Source organism: Lactococcus taiwanensis, from assembly GCF_017068355.1.
GTDB classification, from domain to species: domain Bacteria; phylum Bacillota; class Bacilli; order Lactobacillales; family Streptococcaceae; genus Lactococcus; species Lactococcus taiwanensis.
Genome location: NZ_CP070872.1, coordinates 752115 through 774833 on the forward strand (window position 1 = coordinate 752115; position 22719 = coordinate 774833).

Annotated in this window: 24 protein-coding genes, 1 tRNA gene and 1 other annotated feature; of the genes, 17 read left to right on the forward strand and 8 right to left on the reverse strand. The window is 34.3% G+C overall.

The features are described 5' to 3' along the window. Positions 1-46 precede the first annotated feature (46 nt). The 9 genes from spx to JW886_RS03845 all read left to right on the forward strand — a co-directional run bounded on the left by spx (position 47) and on the right by JW886_RS03845 (position 10546). On the forward strand, positions 47-445 hold the full coding sequence (gene spx / locus JW886_RS03805; RefSeq protein ID WP_058213129.1) for a transcriptional regulator Spx: 399 nt from the start codon (positions 47-49) through the stop codon (positions 443-445). Between the two features lie 224 nt (positions 446-669). Beyond that, positions 670-1296, forward strand: a complete 627-nt coding sequence (locus JW886_RS03810; RefSeq protein ID WP_205872346.1) for a TetR/AcrR family transcriptional regulator — start codon at positions 670-672, stop codon at positions 1294-1296. 102 nt (positions 1297-1398) lie between these two features. Next, entirely contained in the window at positions 1399-2808 is a 1410-nt protein-coding gene (locus tag JW886_RS03815) for an MDR family MFS transporter (protein ID WP_205872347.1), read from the forward strand. 98 nt (positions 2809-2906) lie between these two features. Continuing rightward, positions 2907-2951: a sequence feature (sodium ion sensor (DUF1646 type); this cis-regulatory element may regulate processes involved in with the transportation of sodium ions), on the forward strand. Positions 2952-3003: 52 nt separating this feature from the next. Next, positions 3004-5760, forward strand: coding sequence for a cation-translocating P-type ATPase (locus tag JW886_RS03820; protein WP_205872348.1), 2757 nt, complete (start codon positions 3004-3006; stop codon positions 5758-5760). 190 nt (positions 5761-5950) lie between these two features. Beyond that, positions 5951-6238, forward strand: coding sequence for a putative quinol monooxygenase (locus JW886_RS03825; protein ID WP_205872349.1), 288 nt, complete (start codon positions 5951-5953; stop codon positions 6236-6238). 352 nt (positions 6239-6590) lie between these two features. Beyond that, on the forward strand, positions 6591-8114 hold the full coding sequence (locus JW886_RS03830; RefSeq protein ID WP_205872350.1) for a MucBP domain-containing protein: 1524 nt from the start codon (positions 6591-6593) through the stop codon (positions 8112-8114). Between the two features lie 271 nt (positions 8115-8385). Next, entirely contained in the window at positions 8386-9360 is a 975-nt protein-coding gene (locus JW886_RS03835) for an ornithine cyclodeaminase family protein (RefSeq protein WP_205872351.1), read from the forward strand. Then, a complete protein-coding gene (locus JW886_RS03840) occupies positions 9357-10139 on the forward strand; it encodes a PhzF family phenazine biosynthesis protein (RefSeq protein ID WP_205872352.1) in 783 nt (260 codons plus the stop codon). Before JW886_RS03835 ends, JW886_RS03840 begins: the two co-directional genes overlap by 4 nt. A gap of 44 nt (positions 10140-10183) precedes the next feature. Further along, the gene (locus tag JW886_RS03845; protein WP_205872353.1) at positions 10184-10546 is read left to right on the forward strand and encodes an ArsC/Spx/MgsR family protein; all 363 of its coding nucleotides are present in this window, start codon (positions 10184-10186) and stop codon (positions 10544-10546) included. 253 nt (positions 10547-10799) lie between these two features. On the opposite strand, the gene JW886_RS03850 is transcribed toward JW886_RS03845, so the two are convergent. Then, a complete protein-coding gene (locus tag JW886_RS03850) occupies positions 10800-12212 on the reverse strand; it encodes an aminotransferase-like domain-containing protein (protein WP_205872354.1) in 1413 nt (470 codons plus the stop codon). Positions 12213-12466: 254 nt separating this feature from the next. Here JW886_RS03850 and JW886_RS03855 point away from each other — a divergent pair, with 254 nt between their 5' ends. After that, positions 12467-13183: an EAL domain-containing protein gene (locus JW886_RS03855; RefSeq protein ID WP_200407679.1), complete on the forward strand. Its 717-nt coding sequence runs from the start codon at positions 12467-12469 to the stop codon at positions 13181-13183. Then, a complete protein-coding gene (locus tag JW886_RS03860) occupies positions 13183-14373 on the forward strand; it encodes a GGDEF domain-containing protein (RefSeq protein ID WP_205872355.1) in 1191 nt (396 codons plus the stop codon). The genes JW886_RS03855 and JW886_RS03860 overlap by 1 nt, the downstream gene beginning before the upstream one ends. Before the next feature lie 186 nt (positions 14374-14559). Here JW886_RS03860 and JW886_RS03865 read toward each other — a convergent pair whose 3' ends face one another. The 6 genes from JW886_RS03865 to JW886_RS03890 form a co-directional block, all read right to left on the reverse strand. Further along, positions 14560-15510: a CorA family divalent cation transporter gene (locus JW886_RS03865; protein WP_205872356.1), complete on the reverse strand. Its 951-nt coding sequence runs from the start codon at positions 15508-15510 to the stop codon at positions 14560-14562. 120 nt (positions 15511-15630) lie between these two features. Further along, the gene (locus JW886_RS03870) at positions 15631-16188 is read right to left on the reverse strand and encodes an Asp23/Gls24 family envelope stress response protein (protein WP_205871794.1); all 558 of its coding nucleotides are present in this window, start codon (positions 16186-16188) and stop codon (positions 15631-15633) included. A 21-nt stretch (positions 16189-16209) separates the two neighbouring features. Then, the gene (locus tag JW886_RS03875; RefSeq protein ID WP_200407810.1) at positions 16210-16398 is read right to left on the reverse strand and encodes a DUF2273 domain-containing protein; all 189 of its coding nucleotides are present in this window, start codon (positions 16396-16398) and stop codon (positions 16210-16212) included. A 12-nt stretch (positions 16399-16410) separates the two neighbouring features. Beyond that, positions 16411-16971 carry an alkaline shock response membrane anchor protein AmaP gene (amaP, locus tag JW886_RS03880; protein ID WP_205871795.1) on the reverse strand — a complete coding sequence of 187 codons (561 nt, stop codon included), beginning with the start codon at positions 16969-16971 and terminating at the stop codon, positions 16411-16413. 26 nt (positions 16972-16997) lie between these two features. After that, on the reverse strand, positions 16998-17240 hold the full coding sequence (locus JW886_RS03885; RefSeq protein ID WP_200407808.1) for a GlsB/YeaQ/YmgE family stress response membrane protein: 243 nt from the start codon (positions 17238-17240) through the stop codon (positions 16998-17000). Positions 17241-17498: 258 nt separating this feature from the next. Then, complete coding sequence (locus JW886_RS03890) at positions 17499-18392, reverse strand: WaaS/CpsH family glycosyltransferase (RefSeq protein ID WP_205872357.1); 894 nt, start codon at positions 18390-18392, stop codon at positions 17499-17501. 666 nt (positions 18393-19058) lie between these two features. Here JW886_RS03890 and JW886_RS03895 point away from each other — a divergent pair. The 3 genes from JW886_RS03895 to JW886_RS03905 all read left to right on the forward strand — a co-directional run bounded on the left by JW886_RS03895 (position 19059) and on the right by JW886_RS03905 (position 19762). Beyond that, a tRNA-Met gene (locus tag JW886_RS03895) sits at positions 19059-19132 on the forward strand. Positions 19133-19232: 100 nt separating this feature from the next. Continuing rightward, positions 19233-19433, forward strand: coding sequence for a bacteriocin (locus JW886_RS03900; protein ID WP_200406572.1), 201 nt, complete (start codon positions 19233-19235; stop codon positions 19431-19433). A gap of 128 nt (positions 19434-19561) precedes the next feature. Further along, positions 19562-19762 carry a cold-shock protein gene (locus JW886_RS03905; protein ID WP_075525106.1) on the forward strand — a complete coding sequence of 67 codons (201 nt, stop codon included), beginning with the start codon at positions 19562-19564 and terminating at the stop codon, positions 19760-19762. 183 nt (positions 19763-19945) lie between these two features. Here the strand turns inward: JW886_RS03905 and JW886_RS03910 are convergent, their stop codons facing one another. After that, positions 19946-20392, reverse strand: a complete 447-nt coding sequence (locus JW886_RS03910) for a GNAT family N-acetyltransferase (RefSeq protein WP_205872358.1) — start codon at positions 20390-20392, stop codon at positions 19946-19948. A gap of 364 nt (positions 20393-20756) precedes the next feature. Between JW886_RS03910 and JW886_RS03915 the strand changes: the two genes are divergently transcribed. Genes JW886_RS03915 through rnmV form a run of 3 tightly spaced genes read left to right on the forward strand, consistent with a single transcriptional unit; the run spans position 20757 to position 22648 of the window. Further along, positions 20757-21530 (forward strand): TatD family hydrolase, encoded by a 774-nt coding sequence (locus JW886_RS03915; RefSeq protein ID WP_205872480.1) that lies wholly within the window; start codon positions 20757-20759, stop codon positions 21528-21530. Positions 21531-21567: 37 nt separating this feature from the next. Continuing rightward, positions 21568-22101 carry a P-loop NTPase family protein gene (locus JW886_RS03920; protein WP_057720710.1) on the forward strand — a complete coding sequence of 178 codons (534 nt, stop codon included), beginning with the start codon at positions 21568-21570 and terminating at the stop codon, positions 22099-22101. Further along, complete coding sequence (rnmV, locus tag JW886_RS03925; protein ID WP_205872359.1) at positions 22079-22648, forward strand: ribonuclease M5; 570 nt, start codon at positions 22079-22081, stop codon at positions 22646-22648. The genes JW886_RS03920 and rnmV overlap by 23 nt, the downstream gene beginning before the upstream one ends. Positions 22649-22719: the final 71 nt, after the last annotated feature.

A 22719-nucleotide genomic window follows, 5' to 3' on the forward strand; every position in this document is an offset into this window, starting at 1 on the left:
TTTAATAGTATTAATTAATTAAATAAATATAGACGAAGGAGAGACGATGATCACAATTTATACAGCACCCTCTTGTACAAGCTGTAAAAAAGCTAAAACTTGGCTTTCATATCACCATATCCCATTTAACGAAAGAAATCTCATTGCAGATCCATTATCAACAACAGAGATTAGCCAAATTTTGCAAAAGTGTGATGATGGTGTTGAAGGATTGATTTCAAGTCGAAATCGTTTTGTCAAGACTTTAGGCGTTGATTTTGAAGATATTTCACTTTCACAAGCAATCAAAATTATTTCTGAAAATCCTCAAATTATGCGCCGCCCCATCATCATGGATGAAAAACGTCTCCATGTAGGTTATAACGAAGAAGAAATTCGTGCCTTCTTGCCCCGTACAGTCCGTATTTTGGAAAATGGCGGAGCGCGTTTGCGTTCAGCAATTTAAAAAACATTCATTATTATTGGAATTTTTATAGACGCAATAGCGTCTTTTTTTTGTAAGTTTACTGACCATTTTGTCAGTAAGCTTACAAAATCAATAATTCCATCAATAGAGAAGCTTTTTAAACGTCTGATTATAAAAAATAGCTTTTTACTCACTTTTACAATAAAATAGAATTATAAGACAAATTTGTATTAGACAAAATAAAAATCATAGAAAGTTTGCATATGGCGACTCAACCAACCAAAGATAAAATTATTAGTAGCAGCTGGGAACTTTTAGAAGAACTTCCTCTCACAGAATTTTCAATGCGTAAGTTAGCTAGTCGGCTAGGAATGACAGTGTCTTCTCTTTACTACCATTTTTCAAGTAAAGAAGCACTTTTTGCAGAACTTATTGATAAAGCAAGTCTTGAAATTATTTTTCCAGCAAATGAAAAAACATGGCAAGACCGCCTTTTCGTCTACGGTAAAAATATTTATGCTGTTTTAGAAGCTTATCCAAATCTCGCACAATTGATGATGGATTATCCACCAGAATCTGAGAACTATCTTCGGCTCTTTGATAAACTTTTAATGATTGTAGATGATCTCAAGCTTTCTGATGATCATAAATTTTACACCATTAACCTTTTTCTAAATTTTATTTACACCAGTAAAATAGATCGTGATCGTTTAGTAGAGCAACCCGAAAAACCCGTTTCTACTGTCAAAACTCCTCTGGTACAACTGGCCCCTTTTCTTGATAAATATTGGCGAACAGAAAGCCTTACTAGTCTTGGTTCTTCTGAAAGTTTTGAGTTTGGTTTACAGCTTATTATTTCAGGAATTGAAAAAATGCTTAAAATTAATTAATTTATAAAAAACTTCCTGAGGAAGTTTTTTTCTTGACTTTGTTTTAGAACAATGGTATTATTTTTATCGAACAGTGTTCTAAAATACAAAAGAAGGTTCTTTATGAATAATGCTAATGATTTTAATTTAAAAAAAGTCTTACCTGCGGTTTTAACAATTGCAATTGGAATGCTTTTAGTAATGATGGATACAACCATTATGAATGTCACTCTTCCGCATATCCAGTCTGCTTTCCATCAAAATCTCTCAAATAGTCAATGGGTCATTACGGCTTATACTTTAGCTATGGCCACAGTTATTCCATTTGCTGGATTTTTGGGAGACCGCTTTTCAGATAAAAAAGTTTTTGCTTTAGCAATCATTTTTTTCACTATCGCTTCATTTCTTGCAGCTAATGCTCACTCCCTGCAAAGTCTTATTATTTGGCGAATTGCTCAAGGCTTAACCGGCGGCATTGTTGCTCCAATCGGAATTGGGATGTCCTTTAAAATTATCCCAATGGAAAAACGAGGCTCAATGATGGGTCTTCTAGGGTTACCCATGCTGCTCGCTCCAACAATAGGTCCTGCACTTTCAGGTTTCTTAGTTAAATACTTTAATTGGTCAACTGTCTTTTTGATCAATCTTCCGGTTGGCATTCTCGCCTTAATCTTTGTTCTCCTCTTTCTCCCAAATTTTCCTGCAAATAAAGCAAGCAAAATTGACTTAAAAGGGGCTCTTCTTTCTCCATTCGCCTTTCCAATTTTAATTTATGGTGTCCACGTTGGGGCAGATAAAGGCTGGTCAAACCCTACTGCACTCTTTTTTGTAGGGCTTGGTTTAATCATGTTGCTTTTATTCATTATTGTTGAACTACGTGTTGAAAATCCTCTCTTACACCTTCGAGCTTTTACAATTCCTGAATTTACAAAAGGAATTTCCCTCATGTGGCTCAATCAAATCGTTATTTTTGGTGCCATGCTTCTTGTCCCGCTTTACTTACAAAATGTCGTCGGACTTTCTTCTGAAAAAACTGGCTTAATCATGGTTCCACAGGCTATTGCGAGTTTTTTAGGTATGACAATCGGTGGACGTATTTTTGATAAATTTGGGACGAAAGCCGCAGTTCTGCCGGGATTTCTGCTTGGTGCTTTCAGCTTGACCCTTTTTACTCAAATTAAGCCTAGTTCATCTTTAACTTTCACTATCGGTGCCATCGTTCTACTTGGTTTAAGTCAAGGTCTGGTTAATATGCAAGTTAATAACCACGCCCTTCAGTCTGTTCCCATGAAAAATATCAGTCGAGTTACTCCACTAACAAATGAAATGATGCAAGTGGTTAACTCTTTTGCAATCGCCTTTTTAACGGCTTTTTTAAGTGGTCAAATCAAAAATCAGAATGGGCTTTCACCTATAAATAGTCATTTGATCGCTTACCACCATACTTTTGCACTTTTACTCGGCTTTGTATGCATAGGATTTGTATTAGGTTTATTTTTAAAGGAAAAAAGAGACAAAGCAAACCGGAGTTGATAATGGAAATATTATCTCCCATTCTGATTTATTTTCAAAAAAACTATTGACTGTTAATTAAAATAATGTTAGAATTAAATTAATTTAATAAATGACTAGGTTGGGCGCAAGCTTTCAAGACATATCTCCAAGGGTGAGGAGATAGTTTTGAAGGTTTGCGCTTTTTTTGTTGTTTATAAGAAGAAAGGAAGTTGAATGAAATTTTATCAGCAAACTACAAATAATCTACTGGAATATTATGACCTCCAAATCGAACGGGGTCTTTCACGCGATCAAGTAAATAGGAACCGATCCGCTTACGGCGAAAACAAGCTTCCTGAAGAGAAAGAAGAGAGCTACCTCAAGGTATTTTTAAAAAGTTTTAAAGAGCCGATTGTTATTGTTTTATTAGGTGCAGTTGCTCTATCTTTTTTTAGCGCTATTTACTCTTTCCAAGTAGTGCATGATTCGCAACATGGTAAGGAAGCTCTTTATGAAGCTATCGCTATTGCGATTCTTATTTTAATTAATGCTTTCTTAGGTTTTTGGCAGGAAATTAGTGCACGAAAAAATTTAAATGCATTAAAAGAAATGAATAATCGTTTCGTATCTGTTATTAGAGAGGGAAGTATAGAGAAAATACCCGCGAATGAACTTGTCGTAGGCGACCTTGTCAAAGTTGGAGCAGGCGATTTTGTTGAAGCTGACGTGCGGTGGCTAGAAGCTGATGAGCTTCAACTTATAGAAGCGCATTTGACAGGAGAAGCTGATGCTATTATAAAAATTACGGCTGCTATCAATGAAGAGGTTGAGATTGGTGATCAAAAAAATATGGGATTTTCGGGATCAGTAGTTTCAAGCGGTCAAGGCATAGGATTAGTTGTGGCAACAGGAGTACACACTGAGTTAGGAAAAATTTCTCAGCTGATGAAAAATGTGTCAGTAAAACAATCACCACTTCAAGAAACTGTAAAAAAATTGACTAAAACCCTAATGAAAATATCTGCAGGAATTGTCGTGCTTACTTTTATTTTCGGATTAATTAGTTCGGGTGAGCTTTCTGTGGCTTCAGTGACTACAGTATTTTCAACTTCGATTGCTCTAGCAGTAGCTTCTATACCAGATGCTCTTCCAGTTGTTTTATCCATTGTATTGACGATTGGTGCAGTAAAGATGTCCAAAAATAAGGGCTTGATTAAAACGCTAAGTAGCGTAGAGACGCTCGGAAGTACCTCTTATATTTGTTCAGATAAGACTGGTACTCTGACTCAAAATGAAATGACAGTAACAAAATTCCATGCGAATGGGCAAAGTTATAAGGTAGAAGGATTAGGGTATCATACTACAGGAGATATAGCTCCTGAAACAAAAGTGACCCAGCAAAAAAATTATGACTCCTTTATGAGAGGAATCGTCTTATGTAATGATTCGCAAGTAAGAGAAGAGAACAAAGTAACAAAAGCTTTCGGTAATCCGACTGAAATCGCCCTAACCGTGCTTGGTAAGAAGGCAAATTACGATAAGGTAAATATATTACGCGATGAACAACTCATTAGAACCCTTCCTTTTACGAGTACTAGAAAAATGATGAGTGTGGTAGTTAAGCAGGATGGGAAGTATTATCTCTATACGAAGGGAGCCCCAGATGTATTGATTGATAAGTGTTCAGGAGTATTAATAGAGGACAAAGTAGAACAAACGGAGAAAGCCAAAACAGATTTCCTAGCCGTGGTGGATGCCTATGCTGAAGAAGCGCTAAGGACATTAGCAGTAGCTCAGAGAGAGTTAAGTGAAGAACAGGCTTTAAGCGGCTCAACAGATGAATTAGAGAAAGACTTTATACTTACTGGTGTTGCGGGAATTATTGACCCTCCTCGCCAAGAAGTTAAAGAATCAGTTAGGCAGCTCCATGAAGCTAATATAAATGTAGTGATGATTACAGGGGATCATGAAAAGACTGCTCGAGCTATCGCCTATGATTTAGGAATAGTAGATTCAAAAAATGCCAAAGTTTTAAAAGGAATTGACCTTGAGAAGATGTCTAATGAAGAGCTTTTTGAAATAGTAACTAAGGTGAGGGTTTACGCTCGGGTAACACCTGAACACAAACAACGAATTGTAAAACAACTTCAAGCGCACGAACAGGTAGTCGCAATGACTGGAGATGGAGTAAATGACGCACCTGCTTTACGAGCAGCTGATATTGGTGTTGCGATGGGGATTACGGGAACCGAGGTTACTAAAGATTCGGCAGATCTAATCTTATTGGATGATAAGTTTACTACTATCGAAAAATCTGTTTACAGTGGACGAACCATATATGCAAATATTAAAAATTTTATGAGGCATGAGTTGACAACGAATGTCGCTGAAGTCCTCGCGCTCATCTTGGGACTGCTCCTATTTAGAAAAACAGTAGGTAATGTAGCAGCTATGACCCCTACGCTTACTGCCTTAATGGTGCTTTGGGTCAACATGGTAAGTGATGCTATCCCTTCTTTTACATTAGGTTATGATGTTGCAGAAACTGACTTGATGAAAGAAAAACCAAGAGATCCGAGGCAATCAATTCTTGCTAATTATACATGGTCACGTGTACTAATCCGGGGCGGTATCATGGGAGCAATGGTATACCTAAGCTTTTTATTAGCTGCCCGTAGTGGAATGGAGACTAGTGAAGCTCAGACTGTGGCTTTTCTTACACTAGTTTATGGTCAATTGTGGCATGTTTTTGATGCTAGAAGTTCAAGGACACTTTTTAGAAGAAATCCATTTGAAAATAAACGCTTAGTAGTTGCAGTATTATTTGCTGGTCTTGCCTCCTTTTTAGTTACAATACTTCCTTTCTTTAATAATATAATGGGAACTGCACAACTTACACTACCCATTTACCTTCTGGTTCTTTTTATACCAGCTCTACCTACTTTAATTTTATCCGGTATCAAGGAAATCTTTAAAATTAAGATCTGGTAGTGAGTATTAGTGACTTTAGAAATAGGACAAGGAGTTATTTCTGTGATTGGGAATCTCGTCTACAAAAGCTAAAAATTTGCAAATATGAATAAAATGTCTTATTATATGATTTATCAATTATTGATTAATCAACAATTGAAGAGACTTAATTGCAATAATTGAAAATAGACTAAAAAAAGGAAAATAACCGATGATTGTTGTTAATGCAAAGTTTTATATCGCTGATGATAAGAAAGAACAATTCCGAGGAGAAATAGAAGCGTTGATTACATCCTCAAAAAAGGAAGAGGGGTGTCTTGACTATTCATTATATGAATCAGTAAGTAACCAGAACGAGTTTGTAATGATAGAGAATTGGGAAACAAAAGCATCAATTGATCAACATAATTCAAACCCACTTTTAAAAGCTTTTGCTCAAAATCTGGCGAATTATAGTTTAAAACAACCCGTATTGCATATTATGGAAATAAAAGAATAATAGGATATTCAATTAAAAAATGAATGTCTAAAAAAATAAAGCTAGCGTTATAGTAAGGATACGCTAGCTTTTTGTTATGTGTTAAGAACTTTCCTGAAATGGAGTAAATCAATACAGTGAATTCAAGTTTTACCACAGAGTTAGAAAATTTATTAAGAGTTACACATGGCTTTGAGTTTAACTAAAAAGACAAGGAAACTTATTTAAAAATTTTTTAAGCACGGACCTAAAAGTGCTTAATCATGATTGATTAGAAATTAATTAAAAATAAAAAAGAAAACTGTTGGAAAAGTAATAAAAAGATGATAGTATATGATTGTGTAACATGTTGGAATTTCAGGAGGAAAAATTTATGACGAGTCTATTAAAAAAAAACACCATTGCTTGCGGAGCACTAGTAATCTTTACTAGTGGTTTGGTTTGGAACATGCCCTATCAGGCATTAGCAGAAATGGTTGTTTTATCACAAGGTACAGAGATTATGGGTGAAACTGATGGTGTAATCAAAAATGGTCAATCTCAGAAAGTAATAGCGGGTAATGGACAACCCTATGAAATTTGTAAAGGAGTGAGCGTTTCTGGAGAAAAGGGAAATTCACTGTGGATTTTCACCTCAACTGAGGATGCAGAGCCTGGTACTATTATTACTGTACAGGTATGTGGTACAGGAAATACTTATATGACTTTTATCATAAAAGTAAATGGTGCAGGATCTTATATTTTGAACACTAGTAGCTATGGTAACTTAAATCAAGGTCTAGCTTTAGAATCACTAAGTGTTCCATCTAAAGCAATAGGAAAAGTTCTCGTTCACTATGTCGATGAGGAGGGGATTGCTATCGCTGATGATAATTTACTCCCCATCGAAAAATGGCTGTACGGTACTACTCCACCTCTTTATGATACAACTGTAGCTCCCTATTATCAAAAGAGAATTGAATTTAAAAATGAAATTTACGAAGTAGATGAAAATAAGCAACCTTATAATGTTAAAGGCAGCTATAAAGCAGATCAAACTGTAGAAATAACATATATTTATAAGAAGAGTAAAGTAGAAATTTCTTCCGTACAGAATTCTGGTGGTGTTATTATTCATTACGTTGATGAACAAGGCAATACAATAGCTGATGATATCCAATTGCCAATGGTCATGTGGGAAAAAGGGGAGGCTGCTCCACAATATGACACAACGATTGAGCCCTATTTCAAGTACGAAATAAATTATAATGGGGAACAGTATTATCTTGACAGAAAACGACTAGCAACAAATGTGAAGGGAGAATACCAAGATACTCAGACTATAGATGTAACTTATTTCTATAAGAAAAAAACTTTAATGCCAACAAGTGATAGAGTATTTGGCAAAGTTGTTGTACGCTATTTAGATAATCTTGGTAGATCTATTGCTCCGGATATAATGCTTCCACAACTAAGTTGGAAGAAAGAACAAGTCGCTCCCTCTTATGATACATCGGTAAGTCCTTACTACATTGAAAGAATTAATTTTCAGGGAAAAATGTATGAAATTGACAAAGAAAATTTACCATCAAATATAATAAGTAATTATAAATCTGGTCAGTTAACAGAAGTCCTATATGTATATAAGCTCTTAAATAAGGAGAAATATGTAGAGAAAACGCTGAAGCAAACAAATACACTCAATAATTTTAAAAACACTACAAATAAAATAGAAAAGAATGAAAGTAAAGCAATCGCAAAAGTGGAACAAGTTAAAACGGAACACCCGAACACTATAATTTTAACGCACCATGAAATGATATTACCGGACCTAAACGAAAAGCGAAATGTTTTGTTTTTAAGTTTTGTTGGATTATTTATGTCGGGTGTCGCTCTACTTATGAAATCGAGAAAGTAAAGTGGTAATACTTATCAAAGATACTTATAGTTCTGTCAAAAAGCTATACCAGATGAGTGGTATAGCTTTTTGTGGTTTTATAACAGAAAAATTGAAGCTTAAGCAATACAGTCTAACAATTTCGATGACGTATAATAACAACTAGAATCATAGAAAACAGCGCTGCTTTATGACCTTTTTATTGTTGGGCATACACTTTTTAAATTGTTCCATGTTCAAAACAAGGATATAATAAAGGTACATCAGAAATCCCAAGAATAGGAGAATCAAGGTGGAGATAATAAACTATAATAGAGTGCTGGAGAACCTAAGTTTTAAAGAAGCATTATTGGTAATGAAAAAATGTTTTTTAGACTATAGTAATAAAGCAATAACTCAAACGGCTCGAACTGTAATGGAGTTACCAGATGGAAAGAATAAAAATATATTTGCTTTAATGCCTGCTTACTTGGGAGAGAAGCGTTTTTTTGGAGCCAAAATTTTGACGGCTTTTCCTGATAATCATAATAAAAACATTCCTTCCCACGTTGGTGAGATTATATTATTTGATTCCGAAAATGGTCAGCCCGTTGCAATTGTTGATGCGAATGCTATTACCTGGATTAGGACTGCCGCGGTAACCGCTCTAGCTACAAATTATTTAGCAAGAAAAGATGCTCATAATTTAACGCTTATTGGTAGCGGTCAGCAAGCCGCTTCGCATTTAGAAGCAATACTAGGTATAAGACCAATTCAAACAGTAAAAGTTTTTGATTTAAAACAAGAATCAGGAAGAACTTTTATTAATAAAATGAAAAATTTACATCCAGATTTGTCATTCATTAATTGTCAAACTCTTGAAGAAGCTACTAATAATACTGATATCATTTGCACATTAACTTCTAGTAAAGAGGCATTTCTAGGGAAAGATATAGTTGAGGAAGGAACACATATTAATGCGATTGGTACATTCACACCAGATACCAGGGAAATAAAAAGTGATTTAATGGCTCAAAGTAAAATATATGTTGATGACTATGAGATGGCATTTAAAGAGAGCGGCGATATTATTATTCCAATTTCTGAAGGAAATTTATATCCTGATAGTATAGTAGGTTCTTTGAGTGAGTTAGTATTACATGATGAGTACATAAGAAGAAATGAGAAGGATATTACCCTCTTTGATGCAGTGGGACTAGCTATTGAAGATCTGTGTTGTGCTGAGTATTTATATAACAAGTTAACAAAAGGAAAAGATATACAATGAAATTAAAATATTTCGTAGTAGATGCATTTGCTAATAAAATTTTTGAGGGTAACCCCGCTGCTGTGTACATTCTAGATCAATGGCTATCCGATGAACTTATGCAGAATATAGCTATCGAAAATAATCTGTCTGAAACTGCTTTTGCTGTAAGTCATGATGATTTTTATGAACTGAGATGGTTTACTCCTGATAGAGAAATAGATCTGTGTGGTCATGCTACGCTAGCTACTGCTTTTGTACTGTTTAATTACTATTCAATTGATGGTGACACTGTAAACTTTAAAAGCCAGAGCGGTGATTTGATTGTCAAAAGAGATAAGGACTATTATTCCATGGATTTCCCGAGTATTATGCCAAGGAGAGTGGAAATTCGTCCAGAATACGAAAAAGCAATCGAAGCACCCATTCACCAAGCATTTTTATCCAGAGATTTATTCTTTGTACTTGAGAATGAAGAGACAGTAAAAAATCTAAAACCAAATTTCTCTAAAATTCAAAAATTCGAAGAAGGGGTGGGGGTGATAGTGACTGCAAATAGTTCTGAGTTTGACTTTGTATCGCGAACATTTTTTCCTAAACTGACTATCAATGAAGATCCAGTCTGTGGTTCTGCGCACTCTAATTTAATTCCCTATTGGGCTCAAAGGCTTGGAAAAAATCAACTTTTAGCCTATCAATGCTCGCCCAGAGGAGGATATTTAAAATGTGAATTTAAAGGAGAACGCGTGGTGATTAGTGGCAGAGCGGTATTATATTCAGAAGGTTTTTGCTTTGTTTGAAAAATCGGTATAAACGAATAGATAGAACTTAAGGAAGCAAACTCATGATTAGGGTGTACTATAATGGACATTTAGATGCCTCTACTAAAAAAATTTACGACTGGCTACATCTGTACAAAATAAAATTTGAAATCATTAATGAAAAGAATATAACAAAGAACATTGTAAAAAAAATGTTAAGCCTTTCCGATTATGGCTTTAGTGAGATATTAGTAAATAAAAAAGCAAGTACTGGACTAAATAAAACAATTTATTCGAAATATAAAATTGATAATCTATCAACAGAGGAATTAATACAACTCATACTTGTTTATCCCTCTTTATTAAGGTCCCCTATTATATATGATGATAAAAAAATTCTTGTTGGTTGTGATCGCTATGAATTAAGAAGGTTTTTAGCGGACTAGAAAAAAACATATAAGTGGATTAAATACTTGATTTTCTAAATGTTGTTTTTCTTTGCAATGGTCTTCGAGAGAGTAAAAAGTACTAACGAATGTTAGTACTTTTTACTCTCCCTTTTAAGTTGTGTTGACGCTCACAAAACTTTCTTAGAGAAGTACATAGAAATTTTTAGGCGTATAAACAAAAACTTTTTAACTCTACTTAACTGGTTGGCAACCCTTGCTAAATTTATTTTTATATAAAGTTAATCCCAGACTAAGAAATATGAACTATTCGCTCTTTTTCGATAATTTCTAGTCCTCTTTTCAAATCTTCAAGGCTATTCGAAGATAAGGAGATTCTTATAAAAGAATCGGGTTGAGTTTGAGTAGAAAATCTCTTAGAGTGATAAACCCTAATTCCTCTTTTTAAAAGATAACCTTCGATTTTATTTTGTTTATCCTTTATTAAATTTTTCTTTAAGGGGAGGGTTCTAAAAAGAGGATAGTAGTTACTCGGTCGAGTAGGGTTTATTTCTTTAAAAACCTCATCAAATATTTCATTTGCTCTTTTTGTAAATTTAAATTTTTCTTCTAATAATCTCTGTGCAGTTGAACTTTGCAATACTTGATTGACGATTTCGGCGTCAAGTCCTGAGGTTTTTACATTTATATTAAAAATTGCTTTTTCTAAACTTTTTGCTAATTTTGGTGGATAAGATAAGAATGCGACACGTAGGCCTGAACCAATGTATTTAGTCACCCCCGCTAGATATATCGTCTGCTCGGGGATAAGTTGTTGAAAAGGCGGGATAACATCTTTTTGAAAATAAGTCGTCAAAAAAGAGAAACTATCATCTTCAATAACGATTAATCCTTCTTTTTTAATAATTTTTGAAAGTTGGATCCTCCTTTCAAATGAAACTTGAAAGCCCATAGGATTATTGCATGAAGGCATTAAAAATATTCCATGAATTTTCTTTTTTAAGCATTCTAGTTCAAGCTTGTCAGTACACATTCCTTGATCATCATAATCTATAGGTACAATTTCTAAGTGGTATAAATGAGCAAGTTCGATGAAGTTTGAATATGTAAATCTATCGACAGCGATACGATCTCCAGGAGAGAATAATGCTGCGAGGGCAATGGCTAATCCATTTTGCACACCAGAGACAATGGCTATATTTTGCGTAGAAGCAATAACTCCCTGTGTATCAAGCCATCTTGCGGCAGTTTTAAGCTGTTCAGGAGTACCTTTAGGATTTCGATAGTTCAGCAAATCAATTAAATCTATTTTTTTAGCGACAGATTGAATAAAGGGGATAATGAGAGAATTACATTGATCGAATGAACTTACTAAACCGAAATCAATAATTTCCTCTCCAATATCATTTGTAGATATCGTCGAAGCTTCATAAGCATTGGGCGAGGTGTAGGTCCCTCGCCCAATATTAGTGTATAAAAGTCCTTTTTTTATTGCATAGCGATAAGCTTGCCCAACTGTAGTAAAATTTAAATCTAAGAAATCGGCCAGCTCTCTTTGTGAAGGGAGTTTGGTGTCTTTTGGAAGATTACCTGATGAAATATCTTCTTTTAGTAATTTTACAAGTGACTTATATATTGGACGTGTTAGACGGGTTTTGTCAGGATGCCAAGTTAAGGAATCCTCAGAATATTTATTAATTGGCATGTTTACTCTCTTTCACTATTTTTAACTAATAAAATTATAGCATTTAGGAATATTTATCTTTTGAAATTATTATATGCCATACAATCCAAATTTATTATAACTTAAAATGCGAGTAATTACTTTTGAATGAATAAAATCAAAAGTTTAATCCTGCAAGATTGTATGAGATACAAAATAATGGCTTTAAAGTCTGCTTAAATGAGGTAAAATATAATTCTATTAAATGTTTTGCATAAGTTATATAAGGAGTAACAATGTATAGATTTAGATTGTTTAGCCAAAAGATTGAAAATATGAGCGATAACTTAGAAAAATCATATGAATTATTATTGAGGCACGAAAGTAGAGACGTATTTCCCGTTAAGGAATTTGGTAACATAGTTTCTGACCATAGTAAGCACGAAAACTTTATTATTTGGTTTACAGATTCTATATTATCTATTTTGGAAGCTTATCCAGATATTAACATTAGTTTTAATTTAGATCATCAAGAATTAGAATATGATGAGACATATGTACGGTTACGAAAACTTCTTAAGTTCAAAAGTAGGATAACAATTGAAATTACTGAAACACTGCCTATATCACGTAAAACAGACTATTTCAGTGATATTAATATTTTAGCTTTTAAAAAGCTAAAAAGTATGGGTTTTAAAATAGCTTTAGATGATGTTGGACAAGGGATAAATTCCCTAGGCAACATGCTCCGCTTATTGGATATTGTGGATAGAGTGAAGTTTTCTACACTAAATTTTCGTTATATAGGATATCTCAATGTCCAAGTTTTTTTATCCATGATTGCTAAAATTACTTCAAAAGCAGGTAAAGAATTAGTTGTAGAGGGGATAGAAGAAGCCCAATTTTCTAGCTGGGTAGGTGAAAATATAACACAACTTCAACAAGGATTTTTATACTCCGTTCCTAAAATAATTTGGCCACGAGAACATGAAGGAGTGCTGGTTAAAAAATAATGGAAAATTATGTAGAACTCCTCTTCTTAATTGTTATAACATTAACGAGTTTTTTAGCACAAAATTTTTGGTTTAGTTATATTATTCTCGAGAGCTATTTTGATGATGAAGAAAAAACTTCTAGAGATCAATATAACTTTTATAAAAATATTCTCATTATTGTTTTTTGTGGATTTCAACTCTTATGTTGTAGTGTTGTTTTTTATCCCAATTTATTTCTATATCATGAAACCTTCCTCAGTATATTAGCAGGTACTGTCATGCAAGGCGCACTTGTCTATTTATATATGTTCTTTTACGATGAAAAATTAGTAACACTACTACTGGTATTTTGGAGTTTAGGCTACAGCCTGATTAGTATTGTTAAGCACCATATGCATTCCCTCGTATCAATGATGCTCGTTTTCCTATTCACTTTCGTTTTGATCATATTAAATTGGTACTTCAAGCATACGCGAGTTAAGTGGTTATATAGAAGATATAATGTCATCTACTCGTTTATATACAGTTTCGCTTGGTCTATGTTTCCACTAATTGCTGTAAATGACTTATTTTTAAATAAAAAATATCTCTGCTTTTTAGTAATTTGGATAAGTGTATGGTTTTTTTCTTGTCTTATTTTCCTGATTAATAGAAATATAAAAGGAAGAGTTTTAGAATATAATATGCGCTTAAGAGAGGCTTCAATAGACTATTTGACCAAGATAGGGAATAGGGCTAGTTTTGAAAAAAATCTAGAAAAGTCATTTCAGTTTTACAAAAAGGTAAACTCTTCTTACTCCTTTGCTTTATTTGACATTGATAAATTTAAAGAAATTAATGACACTTTTGGTCATATAGCTGGTGACAAGGTTCTAGTGGAAGTAGCTAAAAATTCAGAAAAAATTCTTTTTACCCATTTTAAAAATTCTAAGCTATATAGAGTGGGGGGAGATGAATTTGCGATTGCCTTTAGGGGGAGAAGTGGGGACGAGGTGCTCCCTATTTTAATAGAAATATCAAAAAAGATAAACAGCCACCCTATTAATTACAAAGGTAAAGTTATCAGTGTATCAATATCTGCAGGGTTAGCAGAGATGTCAACTAAAAATTTAGTCGCAAGGGACCTTTATGAAGAAGCGGATAATTATCTTTACTATTCAAAAAAGAATGGGAGAAATAAAGTTACTTTTAATGGTAAATTATATTAGTTTAAAAGTTTTAAATTAGCATATGTTAACAAATTGATGAGTAAGTTATGTGGATTTGTAGAGTTCAAAGAACTTATTTTATATAAAAAACCCTCTATCTTCTAGATAGAAGGCTTTGCTCTGCAATGGATTAATCAAGGTATATGAACTTATATCGTTATGAAGATTTGTCAGTAGAGAAAAAAATCATAAAAACTTCATCCTCCTCATCCAAAACCATACAACGCCACTAATTATTAAGGAAACTGCTAACACTAAGAGAAAACCGAAAGCCATTCCCTCAAAGGGTAGCTTCACATTGACGCCCCAAAAACCATAAATGATGGTCGGAATTGTAAGGACAATAGAAATTTCTGTCAAAGTTTTCATGATCGCATTCAATTGGAATGAGCTAAGGTTAGTGATCATAACATCAAGATGGCCAAGGTAGCTATCATAAGATTTAACAAGTTTTTTCAGAGTATCTAGGTTTTCTTCTAATTGGATCGTTCCGTTTTCGCCTTTGGTTTCAAGATGAAGTAAGTCTTTCTCACGTTTGAAAAATTCGATTAATTTATCATCACTATCATAAGTTAAGGTAAGGGTAATCAAGTGTTTCTTTAATTGAAGAAGGTCATTAAAAATAGGACGAATAGGGCCAGAGGTACTAATTGAAGTTTCTATAGCTGTAATTTCATCCCGTATCTTGCGCGCATCATCCGACATCTTTTCTAGTGCCGCATTCACTAACCCAACTAAACCTTCCCTATCTGTCATTTCTTTGTTTTCATGATTCTCTAGAAAATGTAAAATGAATTCTTCTTTTTCCTCGGTGATGATAAAAGTAGTGTTCTGAAATTTTAAAATAATAAGAGCATTGACCATTCGTTCAATATGTTCTTCCGTTCTTGCTTTGGGGTAAAGTAGAAGAAGCGTTACAATATTTTCTGCTCCTGATTTATTTTTCACCTGATACTTTGCTTCCTTTTCATCATAAAATAAGGATTGAATATCGATTTTGTAGAGCTGGCGCAAGTGCTCAAAAAAGGTTTTCGTAGGGTGATAGAAATAGATGATATTATCATCCTTTGTATCCTTCAAAGTTTGTATGGCACTTTCGTCAAGTCCCTCAGTTTTTAATATCTTATATAGAAACATCCAATATCCTCCTCAGGCTAGCCCATAATTTTAGGATTAAATGATTATCAGTGATAAAGCGCGCATGGTTAAAAAAGAAGACCTCTAGAAGAGGTCTTTTAGTGTCTATAAGCTAGACAACTAGTTGACCCGTCCTTTTTCAGGGGTCATATCATCAACTTTGTCTTTCACTTTATCTACTTGTTTAGAAGTGAATTTACCAGTGCTTTGTGCAGCACCTACCACACGGTCTTGCACTGTAACTTCATCCTCTTCTTGTTCAGCTTTAGTTTTGATATCCGTCACAGTCACATTGACTTCCACAACATCTAAATCTGTCATATTTGCCACTTCTTTAAGAATAACGGCTTTGATTTTTTCATAAATATCCGGTACGTTTTTGCCATACTCGGTGATGACTTTCAAGTCCACTGCGACTTGAGTTTTACCCACTTCCACATCAACGCCAGAAGTGACATTATCCGTATTGACTAACTTGCCCGTCAAATTAGAGAAGAACCCTCCTTCAACCGCAAGTAAGCCATCAACGTTTTCCAAAGCATACCCTACGATTTTTTGAACCACTTTATCTTCATAAGTCAGTTCGCCATTAATTTCATGAGCAGGTGTTGTCTTATCAGAAGGGTTAGTTTGTGTTTCAGCCATTGTGCCAAAAGGTTTCATATTTTCTTGTACCATATTATTTCTCCTCGTCTATCTTTATTTACGGTTTTTAAATTGTTCGATTAATCCTGTCCTTTGTAAATACAGAGCTACAAAGATGCCTATCACGATAAAAATAAGGAGCAGAATTGTTTTCCAAAATCCAAGGGTGAAGAAGGCAATAGCAACTACGCCACCAATTACCCCTCCGATGATTGGATAACGATATTTTTCCAGTTCTTCCATCGTTTCCTCCTTTTATACGACTCGCAAACTTTTTGAGCTCGTTTTTTTATGAATATTATTGACTGCCACATCAATTTTAACCTGTTGCTCTAAGCCAAAGAAGTTTTTAAGTGCTTCAACGATTTCCTGTTCCAAAAGTTGAGCTTTCTGGGCCACTTCGACCCGTGGGATAATCTCACCCTTCACCTCTACCTCTACTTTATGCTTGTGTAGGGTAACAATGATGTTGGGGGATTTGAGATAGTCGTTCTCAATAACTTTTTCTCTTACCAACCCTTCAATCGCAGAACGTTTCAAATTTAATGTTCCACCTTCATCAGAGAGGTTGATTTCGAGATAAGTTCTTGGATAGAACAAAATGATAAGTAAGCCTAAGATAAGAAGAAGACTTAAAGCCGTAAAGCCCCAAAAGAGATAGGTGGGCAGGTATTGCCCCACATAAGGGAGCTGGCTTGAATCATTGACCATCCACTGATAATCCATCGTTTGGTAATAATCCCAAGCTGCTGGAATCACTAAAGTCAGCAAAAGGAGATCAAGAATGAAGAGTATAATTTTCTTTCCAGTAGACATAAGGCCTCCTTTCTGGAGTGTTACTCTTAATGGTTCATTCTAGCTAAGATAAAGGATACCACGGCCACAACGATTACCGCTCCAATGATGGAAGGAATCAAGGCCATCCCCGCAAGGGAAGGTCCCCACGTCCCAAGGAGGGATTGTCCGACAAAGGATCCGACAAGTCCGGCTAGGATATTAGCGATCCAGCCCATCGATCCCCCTTTATTTGTGATTGCCCCGGCAATCAAACCAATAATAGCTCCTACTATTAACGACCAAATCATAAAATACCTCTTTCTAGTATGCACTGTCTTTTTAGGTAATTTATTGCATACATCTATGGTTATACTCTACCATAACGAGAAAGGAGACTCAAGAAAATTGTTTTGTTTTTAAGAACAATTTTATTTTAGTAGCGTTTTCTCTAATTTACGTTTAATGTATATAACAGTTTTCTTTTAGATACTAAGATCATTTAGCTTTTTAAATAGCATAGTATTAAAACTAGGATTTAGTAGTTTTTTATGCTTATTTAGTTATATCTAATTATTTGAATCAAAATATAAGCCGTTCTCTTCTAGTCTTTCTTCACAGAAAAAACGCTGAAGCCATGACTGAGGCTCGAAAAATCGAATCATATCAGCGTTGAGCTGTTTATGTGGCTTATTCATGAATGCTGGCAAATCTTCTAAAGAATCATGTCCTAAAATAAAAATATTATCTGGATGATAAAAATAGTAACGTTTAATTTCCAGATTTGTAGTGACGAGCTTTTTTTGGAAAAATAATGACTCCATCGTACGAAGTGTTAGTCCATGTTGCTCTTCTTGCATTATTTCTAATATCCCATTGGAGGGGGATAGAAATTCTAAAAACTCTTGATAAGGGAGGTATCCTCTATTTTTATGACCCTCATTGCCTTCAATGATGAAAAGATTCAAAGAAATTCCCAAATTTCCAAATTTGTTTTCTAGTACATGGGCCATATTCCGTCTTCCTTTGTTATTGCCTCCAAAAAACAAATCGTATTGAGGTGTTTGTTTTGAGAGCTCTACACATGATTTATAGAAGGTGGAGTTATGATAGAGGCCGAATTTTTTTGCTTCAATGGGATCGAAACTATAGTAATCATCGATGCTACCGTCCTTTTTCGTATCCAATAATAACTCAAGTCTTTTGTCCGCTATCTTATTCCAAAAAAAGAGGACTAAACGTGCGGAAGTATATTTTTTTACTTGCTTTGCATACTCTGGATGGAAGCCACTATCCATAAAAATAATAAGTTGGTAACGAGCTAACTTTTCTGCTTCTTTAGAATCAAGCTTTGTTATTTCTTTTAATTCATTCCCCGACATTACGTCTATTTCTGTTAGAGCATCAAAGAAATAAAGGTGATTATCTTTTGCAACGAGCAACACTTCCACAGTATCTGTCATATATCTTCCTCCATATCTTGTATTACTGTAATCATATAATAAAAAAATTAAGTAATCAAAAGAATAGGTTCGAAAATTTTAAATTATTTATACAATACATGAAATGAATAAGCTACTTTCTTGTGAGAAAGGAAATAATTTCTTTGAGTTTTTCATTCAAAGTAGTTGCAATTGTGGATAAAAGGTAAAGTAGGATTCTTGTAACATAGACGATCTAGTAATATTATTTACATCTGATTTATTTTATGGAGCAATTTATTGCCCACTTAGCCCTTTTTCTAGGCCACAAAAGTCACTCCTTGAGCATATTGGTATATACTTTTTTGTATTCTATGATATACTTTTATAAATAAATTTGAGAGGAAGACGAACGTGATAAGAGCGAATAAAAGTTGGTATTACATAGCGATTTTAGGAATATTCCTAAGCGTTGGAAGCATTTATGTTTTCCATGGCGTTGCAGCAGAAGTATTAAGATTTCTGGGATTAGTTTTAGTCATTGGAGCAGTAACTTGTGCAAATTTGGGTCTTCTGATTAGATATTTAAGAAAAAGAAGAGGGCTTTTTTACTAACTTTATGCCAATAAATAACAAGAGAGGGCACAACTTATCTCTTGGAGGCATTAGTGGATTTGACAAGGGTAGGGATTAGTGTTATACTTGCGAAGCGGGATGGAGCAGCTCGGTAGCTCGTCGGGCTCATAACCCGAAGGTCATAGGTTCAAATCCTATTCCCGCAATACATAGGATGAGTGAGTAAGGACGATAGGTCCTTATTTTTCATATAAAACTGTGCGGAGAATGAAACTTTAAAGAAGATTTAGAGAGGTTGGAAATTAAATGGAAACTGGCGACTGTATTACATTGGCAAATGGTGAGAAGGCACGAATAATCTCTGGGGATGTTACGATTTATAAAAATGCCTTGGTAGTAGAACTTGAAAATAAAGATGTTAGAGTTGTTGATAGAGAAACCTTAAATCTTGCTAAAGCAAATCCTCATGACAATCTAGGCAATCATAAAAGAATACGCGAACTCTGATTTGGAAACATTGACTTTCGGACTTATAGATGATACTATGAGGGTGTAGGTTTTGTCTCGAGTTTAAATGTTTTAGGAATGCACTTTTTCGCAAAATAGGATTTACAATTTAGCGAAAGGAGTTTCTAATGATAAGAGGAACAATAAACTGGTTTAATATTGATAAAGGTTATGGATTTATCTTGACTGAAGATAGTCAAGATGTATTTGCCTATCTTTCAGATATCCAAGGGAGTGGTTTTAAGAAGTACATTGACGGACAAAAAGTTACATTTGAGGTTGCAATGACTTCACGAGGACGTTTTGCTTCGAATGTGCATAAAATTTGAATCTAAGTGAAATAAAAGCAAGGCGTTGACCTTGCTTTTTTTATTTGATATAAGGTTAGAAAGACTAATATAACTAGCTATTCCTAAAGTTAAATTGTTTGACTTTAATGTGTTGCTTTTGATGAAATAAATGAGAAGTGTATGATATTTTGGTACTGCAATGGGAAATTTTAGTACTCATAATCAGTCAATTTTATGCATATATAAAATGGGATAATTGTTTCCTTGTTCATCGAATTCGCTTCGTTTATAGGTTTGAAAGCCCATATGTTCATAAAATCCTCTAGCGAGTGGATTTTGTTCATTGACAGTCAATTTTTGCACAGCGTAATGCTCAATGCCATAGGTTAAAAGCTGTTTTCCTAATCCTTTACCTCGATTTTTGTCTGCTATAAAGAGCATTTCGAGTGTTTGATTGCTAATTCCCATAAATCCTAGAGGCTGTTTAGAGGTGTCTTCTAGGATAATCAAATGTTCGATGTTTTTCAGGGCTTCTGGGACATATTTTTTGATGTTATTGATTTCTTCATTTGATAAGAAGTTATGTGTTGCTCTGACAGAACTTTCCCAAATAATCAATAAGCGTTCAATTAGATCTGTTGTTAGTGTCTTAATTTCTATCTTTTTCATCTTTATCTCCTTGTTATTTTCATTATTCTATCATAGTATGCTGCATAAATTAAAGTTTCAAGTGGATTAGTGACTCTTGTTATAGAGCCTGATTCCATTATTTTTGCTATAATAAACAGTGTAAAAAGCAAGGCTTTTTTATTATAGGGAAGATGTTTTAAGGCGAGAGAATGGCGGATTATGTTTGTTCTCTCAGTTAGTCTTGTAGGTTCTTTATGAAGAGTAAAAAAGGTGAAAATTTGAATAATAGTACTCGTAAAAGCGGTCTAAGAGGATAAGAAAGGTGAGAAAACATAATTTTTCAATAAGACTAAAAGCACAAAAGAGGCATGAGGAATGATGAGGAATTATGATGAATAACATGATAGAAATTTTTGATACACATACACATCTCAATACTCGTGAATTTGAAGGTCGAATTCAAGATGAATTAGTCCAAGCTCAAACATTTGGAGTGACAAGAATTAATAATGTTGGAAGTAATTATGAATTAAATGATGCAGCACTTTTGTTGGCTGAGAAATTTGAAGAATGCTACGCAACAATTGGCTGGCATCCTGATGATGCTGCTGAATTTGATGACCAAGCTGAAAATTATTTACTGACCAAGCTGTCAGCAAAAAAAGTTATTGCTCTTGGAGAAATTGGTTTGGATTATCACTGGATGGTCCGTCCGAAAGAAGAACAAGAACGAGTTTTTAGAAGACAAATTCAGATTTCTAAGGAAATGGGTCTGCCTTTTCAAGTACATACACGTGATGCTCTTGATGATACTTATGAAATTATTAAATCAGAAGGCGTTGGTTCTGCTGGTGCGATTATGCATTCGTTTTCTGGGACAGCCGATGAGGCACTCAAATTTGTAGAGCTTGGAATGATGATTTCTTTTTCAGGTGTAGTCACTTTTAAGAAGGCTCTTGATGTTCAGGAGGCTGCGGCTACAGTTCCTTTGGATAAAATTTTAGTGGAAACTGATGCGCCTTATTTAACACCAACGCCATATCGTGGAAAAGAAAATAGACCAGCTTACACAAAATTTATTGTTGAGAAAATTGCTGAATTACGTGAAATTTCTGCTGATGAAATGGCTAAAGCGACAACAGAAAATGCTTTGAGAATTTTTGGTTTGAAAAAATAAATTTGTATTTATTTTGATTTGGATAGGAGCTATTTTTATGAAAATTATGATTATTGGTAGTTCAGGAAGTGGTAAATCAACTTTTGCAAGAGAACTAGGAAAAATTACAAGTTATCCTATTTTGCATTTAGATAAGGTTTTTCATAAATATCCAAGTGAAATTGCCAGAGAAAAGTTACGTGAGGCCACAAGAATTTTTATTTTCCAAAATGAAAATGTGATTATTGATGGAAATTACGGTTCAACTTTAGATGAGCGATTACCTTTTGCTGATGAAGTAATCTGGTTGAAGACGCCCCGTTTAAAAACAACGTTTCGGGTGATTAAGCGCTCGATTAAGAGTCGTGTTTTTGGTAAAAATCGTCCAGATATTGCTGAAGAGTTTAAAGAAAAATGGGACAAAGAATATCTGGAATTTTTAAAATTTGTTTGGACCTTTCCTGAAAAAGAGTTTCCACAGATTGAGCAAAAAATAAAAGAATTTAATGTTGAAAATAAAGTGATTATCCTTAAAAATCGAAAAGATAAAGAGAAATATTTAGCAAATTATGGTAGAAAAGCAAAAAATTAATGAAGTAATTGTGGTAGAGGGACGAGATGACACAGCGAATCTTAAGCGTTATTTTGACTGTGAGACCTATGAAACAGGAGGTTCATCTATTGATGACAGAGATTTAGAACGACTAAAGAGGTTAGAAGATAAGCGAGGAATTATTGTTTTTACTGATCCAGATTTCCAAGGAGAACGCATTCGTAAAATCATAATGCAAGCCGTTCCAAATGCTAAACATGCGTTTTTAAATCGTGATGAGGCAAGACCTAAAGGAAAAGGTTCTTTAGGAGTTGAGCATGCGAAGTATGAAGACCTAAAGCGTGCCCTTAATTCTGTTTTGGGCGGAGATGCGGTACTGACAGAGCAGTCAGTAAAGTTGGAGCAAGCGGATTTGATGGCTCTTGGCTTAATTATGAGAGCAGATAGTCGAAAACGACGTGAATATGTATGTGAGCAGCTCCGAATTGGTTATGCGAACGGAAAACAAATTGAAAAAAGGCTCAATATGTTTGGCATTTCCAAGACACAGTTGGAAACAATCATGGCGTCTTATAAAGGAGTTTGAAAATTTGGGTGAGCACTCAGATGGTTATCGAGTCGAAGTAGAGTAGCTTTTAGTTCAAATTTCCGTTATAA